This is a genomic window from Nocardia sp. NPDC059195 (genome assembly GCF_042754695.1).
In the GTDB taxonomy this organism is placed as follows: Bacteria; Actinomycetota; Actinomycetes; order Mycobacteriales; family Mycobacteriaceae; genus Nocardia.
Genome location: NZ_JBHZBG010000007.1, coordinates 252,608 through 258,607, shown reverse-complemented (window position 1 = coordinate 258,607; position 6,000 = coordinate 252,608). Strand labels below are relative to the sequence as shown.

Below are 6,000 nucleotides of genomic sequence, written 5' to 3'. Positions count from 1 at the left end.
AGCCCTGCCGACTACGAATCCGCTCACGCGCCCGATAACATGGCTCAAGCCGCGTAATCACAAACCCCCGTGTCCAGTTTCCGGGGTCAAGGCCCTTCGCCTACTACCTGATCAGTGAGTCCGTTCGCATCTGCTTGATCTCTGCTGGGGAGCACTTGCGTCTGGTCTGGGACGGGCTGCAACAGGAGAATCTGTACACCTCGGCTCAGCACACAGCTGTGCGGGGTGCGCTTGTCGGTGCGGCCCAAGCGGTGTGGGTTCTGGCTCCAGGGGATCGAACGACCAGGCGTCAGCGGGGGCACTCGGTGATTGCAGAGTCATACGAACAGCTGCGCAAGTACCACCAAAAGACTCTGGACCTGGCGGCGCATTTGGGATATTCGCGCACCGAGAAGCAGCAGATAGCGAAGCAGATCGAGTGGATCAAGGCTCGTCAGGGCGCGTTGACGGCTGTCCAGCCAGCACTGATCAGTCTCAATCTTACTGACGTGTTCCGGGATGTCGCACCGGAGGTCTTTCCCGAGCACCGTAAGCGTCAGGCTGGGCTGCGGTTGGCGTGGAACGTGCTATCGTCCGACGCTCACGTCAACTCATGGGGTATCGCGACCCGCGCTAAATTCTCTGCGACAGACAAGAATTCGGGCCTGGCGGTGGGCGTCACTGGGGGCCACGCGGCTGAACTTGCAGCGTGGTACTCGTTGTCGATGTCGTGCCTGCGGCACGGCTGGCGACTGTTTGACCGTCGATGCGAAGAGAAGTAGGCCGACCGCTCTACTTTCCACAGCCGAGTCTCGGCGGGCGGAGTCGTGCGCATGTATCTGCCGTATGCCGCTCGTACTCGATGACCGATGTCCTTATCAAATGACAGGCACGTTGGTCAGGCACACAGGGAAGGCCGCTCTGGGAGTGGGTGGTCGATCAATGGATAATCGAACGTAGGTTCCCATCGGTGTCGCTGTGGGAAACCTACGTGTTCGAGAAGGGTCCATACTTCCAACCGTTCGCCTGTGCTCGCAGCGCGAGGGTTTTTGCTGCGAATATGTGGGCTCCCTTGTCGCTGGGTGGGACTTCGTTGTAGTCGATATGGCCGTGATCTTCAGGTATGCCCTCGTTCATGGAGTCATCCCACACAGTCAGTGGCTGCCGGGTCGAGCCTTCGGCTGACTCTACTTCGACGGATTCGACTTCGGTAACCGACAATGAGAGAACCCCAATCGGCGGGGTGTACTCCCTGTTTTCAGCTGCACATCGCTTCTGGATACTTTCGGCCCGCGCCTTGTATGCCACCTCTGGTGTGGTAGCCGAGCCCCGAGCTATCGACAGGTGGTTGGAGTCCTTTTTGTCGGCGGTGCTCAGTAGAAATGCGTCCGGGGCCACCACGCCATTTACTACCCATCGGGAGATGATCGGACGCAGGAGCTGTTCGTTGCCATCGCCGATACGTTCACGGTGAGGTTCTTCAAATTCAGTCACTGTTATGTTCCTCCGCGAGCCATGAATCTAGACGGTCAATCAGGTTGGTCTCGTCGGGAGGGACGGACTCATCTGCAAACGTTCCGGCGGACGGGTCAGTCGTGTGAATATACAGCGCGACGTGCGGCTCTACTTCGATGGACAGTTGATTTTCGGCATCGGGCCAGTAAAAACGGACACCCCCCTCCTCTGTCGGAAAAACGGTGCGCGTAATGTTCCCCAGCGCGATCATGGCATCGATTACCGCGTGACTCCGGTCAATGACTTCGGGTGATATCGGTTCGCCGAGTTCGCCATCTATCCACCCTGTCTCCAGGGCTGCAAGGCTGCCTACCAATTGGCGAATGACGCGTGCATCTTCGGTTACGTCGATAATATCCAGCGTGCTAATATTGTCGAGCTTGGTGAGGCGTCCATCGGCAGTGAACTCTCCGATTCCTTCGACATGGCACTCAAAGATCTGTTCGGCCGATTCGATGCTGACATGGACGCCTGCTTGTAGGTATGGCACCTGTACAGATGTCTTTCTTTCCCGGTCCCTGACAGTCAGCTTTCCGGTGATAGGAGTAATCGCTGTAACAGTGCCGTCAACGGTGACCCGTTCGGTGTACTCGCCAAGCAGATTGGACAGTGCGCTGGTTCGTGTCGCCGGTGTGTAAGGGGTTATCGGACCCCAGTCTGTAAGGTTCATGGATGCGATCTGAATTGATTCGTCACGCCGAAGCGATTGACCGAACTTCTTCATTTTCGAGGATGGGATTTTGCGAATCTCCGGCGGGATCTGGCCTTGTCCGGTTTGTGCATGCTCGATGAACTGCTGGAGCAGATCTCGTGCTCGGGCGTAATCCTGCCTGACCTCGTCACCACGGAAAAGGTCGCCGATGCCAAGGTCTGGATCATGTTCGAGGACTGGCACTGCCGATCCCTGATCGATGTACGTAAGCCGCAGCGTGATCTCGGCGTCGTAGCCCTTGGGAACTCGCTGTCGTGATGGATTGCGTTCCTGCCAGAACTGACGGACGAGCGAACGCAGGATGTCCTCAAGCGCCGCAACTTCGACGAGTGAGTCTGCTGGCATGCCCTTGGTGTTGAAGCGATGGCCCGCCAGGCGCATCGCAGCGATGACCTCGGTGTCGTGATCGTCATGGGGCACTCAACATACGGTAGTCGAGCCCTCCTGCGGCCGTGGGGAACTTGACCAGGAACATGTGAAACTTGAGGACCTTCGAGACACGTGGGCGTGCTTCACCGGGGTTGTCGCAGCCTCCCCATATCGTCGGTGCACAAGCACACGGCGGGAAGGTGAGGGCATGGGCGAAGAGGTCTGGGGAGAGGCGAGCGTCACATATCCCGACTGGAAAGGAACGGCGCAGCTCGATGAGCGGAAAACAGGGCCGTGGGAAGGGCTCGCGCAGAGAGTCGAGCTCGACAACGTAGGGTGGCAGGTGGTCGGATTCAGCATCAGTGGAGGCGAGAGCGGCTTTAACCTGATGGTGTATGCAGCTCCCCGTGACGTGTGGGAGAACCTTGAAGCCGGAGCTCCGGTTCAAGTGACAGAGTTTAAGGTTCACGACGTCGAACCTCTCGCAATCTTGCAGGAGATGACGCACACGTTTCAGATGAACATGCGCCGTCGTGGTCTCGAAGGCCGTGAAGTGCAGGTCATGGCAAAGTCGGACTTGCCCCTAGAACTTTTCGTGGACGAGACCTTCGGTCGGCAAGACGAATAGCGACGGCAGCTCATCGCGCGAGGTGAGCTGCCGTCGTGAACTCTGTTGTGTGGGGTGCTATGAGGGTGGTGGAGTTGGCGAGTGGTTGAGCCCGGCCGATACCGCGTGCCAGCGTCGGGAGGCGTTCGCGGCGTTGCGTGGTAGCTCCATACATGCCACCAGCGAAACCCGGGCTCAGGTACGGTCGATGTGGTGGGCGTGAGGAGGCCCTGTTGCCGGTGCTGGGAAGTACGATGTTTCGCGAACGTTCAGCCACAAAAAGCGTCGGGCTGAATGACAAAGGGCGGGGCATCCTGGGCGGCGAGGTGCTCGACATCTACCTCAACGAGCAGGTGCGTTGGCGTGGGGTGGCTGGGCAGTATGGGACTAGATCGGCGGCTTCCAGGTGCTGCGCAGGTGGCTGAGCTATCGCGACAAGCGAGTCCTGGGACGGGATCTTACGACAGCCGAGGCTCGCGCGTTTGCTGCTATCGCGCGGCGGCTTACCGCACCTGTGCTGTTCGGGCCGGATCTCGACATCAACTATCGCAACGCCGCTGATGTGATACCCCAGGAGGTCTCGCGGTAGTGGGGCGGCGAGCGGGCGGGTAAGTCCGTGGTGTACGCGCAGATGCGCGCCCTACGTGAGTATATGGCCAGGCTACGGGCGCTCCGGCCTTCCGATGTTGGACCTAGTCAGTCGAGGCCTTTCAGAGCTGACGCCCACGGCACCGGTTCGCCTTCGTTGACCCGGATGAAACGCACCCCCCAGTCGGTGAGGTTGGACAGTGCGGCGGCGACTGGCGGGAACTGGAATTGAGCTGCTCGTCCGTGCGGAACCGCTACGACTGGTAGCCCAGCTCCGACCGTTTCGACCAGCAGCGCCAATGGCAACGTGTCGCCGATCCCTGCCGCCCATTTCGCCATGGAACTTGTCGTCAGCGGCGCGGCGATGACCGCGTCGGGTGGCGGGAGTAGGTCTTTGGTGCCGGGGACTTTGAACTCCGACCGAACGGGATACCCGGTCTGTGCCGCGAGTGCTTCGGCGTCGATGAATCGAGCGCCGTTGGGGGAGGCCAGAACACACACGTCCCAACCGTCTGCCTGCGCGAGAGACACCAGTTCCCCGACGTCCCCGGCACCACCGGCTCCCGTCACGATCGCGTACAGAACTCTAGTGCGCTCACCCATGCCTCCATCATGGCAGGCGATGGGTGATGCGTCTTCGCCTACAGCGCCACGGCACCCACCCGGGAAGCGAGTTTGCCGAGGTCACCGGTGACTAGGTCGCGTCCGGCCTTGATCATCATGTGGCCCACCAGTTCCTGCACCGTGTCCATGTTTCGAACCTGTTGAGGCGCGATGCGCTCCGCCCGTAACAGCGCGTCCAGGGACATGGTGTGGTCGTCGCGGGCTGCGGCGGCACGACCGACTTCTACGAAGTACTGTGCGGCGCGGCCGACGGTCGGCAACGATCGAGGGTCGAGGCGGTGGGCGAGATCGAGCACTCGTTCCGGGGATCCTTCTTCCATGGCCACGGTCATGTTCCACAACGCCACGTTGGCCGAGCCGAAGGAGACGTTGCCGACGATCGTGGTGGGATCGCCGATGGTCGAGCGGTCGAGTTGAGCCGCGTACTCGGCGGCCTGGGCGAGGTGATCGTGGGGGCTGCCGCCCATGGTGGCGGTGACCAAAGAGGCTTGGAGGTGGAGCATTCCGACCGTTTGTATCTCGGGGGCAGTGTCCGCGTCGGGTCCGACCTGGGCGGCGGTGTGCACGGCGCAGTCCAGGGCAGCCTTGAGGGACTCGGGTCGGGCGAGGAGTACCTGGCTGCGCACGTAGGCACCCGAGGCGATGCCTTGTCTGCTGTCGATCCGTTTGGCAGCGGATTCGGCTGCTTGCGCGGCTGACCAGGCGACGGCGAAATAGCCGCGTGCGCGCAGTGCCACCGAGGTCTCGGAAGCGACCTGGGTCAACGCATCCCACGCGGCGCGGCGGTCTCGGGGCTTTCCGCTGTGGGCTTGGCGGTACAGATCGGTGATCGCCGGTGCCAGCAAGGGGCCGAGTTTCGCGTATTCGCAGGCCATTTGGAGTTTGGTGATGCGTCGGGCGAGCGCGACGAGTTCGCCGATCTCGCGGACCGGCTGATCGTTTCCGATGTTGCCTGCTGCCCAGAATGCTGTTTCGATGGCGGGCACCGAGGCGTCGAAGTCGTCGGTGGCGGGGCTGCTGCTGGGGAGGATGTCTTCGGTGGTTGCCGAGGCGACGGCCGCTGCCGCGAGGACGAGCAGCTGTCGACGGTCGACCTCTGTTGCCGCGTTCTGCCGGGGGAGCCGGAACCACAGCAGTTCCTCGGGGATGTGCAGAGCTGTTGCCCATTGGACCAGCTTGGACATCTTTTCGGGAGCTTCGCGGGACTCGATCCGGCTCAGGGTCGCCTGGGACATGTCGAGCCAGTTCGCGACGTCGAGTTGGGTGATCGGGGACTTGTGCATGGGGTGGGTGCGGAAGGCGAAGATCACCCGGCCCATGTGCCAGGAGGCCAGGGCGTCGCGCATGTGATCGCTGGCCCAGAATTCGGCGGGCATCACCGGTGCGCCGACAGCGGGTTCTTCTCGCGCGCAACTACTGCATGCCGTGCCGGTGTTGAATCGGGACAACCGAGTCCCGCACATCGGGCATTCGCGCGCGTAGTTGGTCGTCCGCATCATCCGCCCCGTTCCGCGATCATGGCCGTCCCCAACGGTTTTTCCGACGGTACCACCAGCTCTACCCAGCCCATATGCGCCTTCTGCATACACCGGAATTCCCGAGACTC

General features: G+C 61.4%; 6 protein-coding genes. 2 read left to right on the top strand and 4 right to left on the bottom strand.

The features are described 5' to 3' along the window. The first annotated feature begins 305 nt into the window (after positions 1-305). Positions 306-761 (top strand): hypothetical protein, encoded by a 456-nt coding sequence (locus ACFXKN_RS12650; RefSeq protein ID WP_378953577.1) that lies wholly within the window; start codon positions 306-308, stop codon positions 759-761. Between the two features lie 205 nt (positions 762-966). On the opposite strand, the gene ACFXKN_RS12645 is transcribed toward ACFXKN_RS12650, so the two are convergent. Continuing rightward, positions 967-1,473, bottom strand: coding sequence for an endo-1,4-beta-xylanase (locus ACFXKN_RS12645; protein WP_378953579.1), 507 nt, complete (start codon positions 1,471-1,473; stop codon positions 967-969). Beyond that, positions 1,466-2,626 carry a hypothetical protein gene (locus ACFXKN_RS12640; protein ID WP_378953581.1) on the bottom strand — a complete coding sequence of 387 codons (1,161 nt, stop codon included), beginning with the start codon at positions 2,624-2,626 and terminating at the stop codon, positions 1,466-1,468. Before ACFXKN_RS12640 ends, ACFXKN_RS12645 begins: the two co-directional genes overlap by 8 nt. A 157-nt stretch (positions 2,627-2,783) precedes the next feature. On the opposite strand from ACFXKN_RS12640, the gene ACFXKN_RS12635 reads away from it, so the two are divergent. Then, positions 2,784-3,203 (top strand): hypothetical protein, encoded by a 420-nt coding sequence (locus ACFXKN_RS12635; protein WP_378953583.1) that lies wholly within the window; start codon positions 2,784-2,786, stop codon positions 3,201-3,203. 675 nt (positions 3,204-3,878) lie between these two features. Here the strand turns inward: ACFXKN_RS12635 and ACFXKN_RS12630 are convergent. Next, on the bottom strand, positions 3,879-4,373 hold the full coding sequence (locus tag ACFXKN_RS12630; RefSeq protein ID WP_378953585.1) for a flavoprotein: 495 nt from the start codon (positions 4,371-4,373) through the stop codon (positions 3,879-3,881). Between the two features lie 38 nt (positions 4,374-4,411). Then, positions 4,412-5,893, bottom strand: coding sequence for a helix-turn-helix domain-containing protein (locus ACFXKN_RS12625; protein ID WP_378953587.1), 1,482 nt, complete (start codon positions 5,891-5,893; stop codon positions 4,412-4,414). Between the last annotated feature and the right edge of the window lie 107 nt (positions 5,894-6,000).

Coding starts and splice junctions, on each gene's coding strand:
- ACFXKN_RS12635 (WP_378953583.1), top strand. CDS start 2,784: ATGGGCGAAGAGGTCTGGGGAGAGGCGAGCGTCACATATCCCGACTGG.
- ACFXKN_RS12630 (WP_378953585.1), bottom strand. CDS start 4,373: ATGGGTGAGCGCACTAGAGTTCTGTACGCGATCGTGACGGGAGCCGGT.
- ACFXKN_RS12625 (WP_378953587.1), bottom strand. CDS start 5,893: ATGATGCGGACGACCAACTACGCGCGCGAATGCCCGATGTGCGGGACT.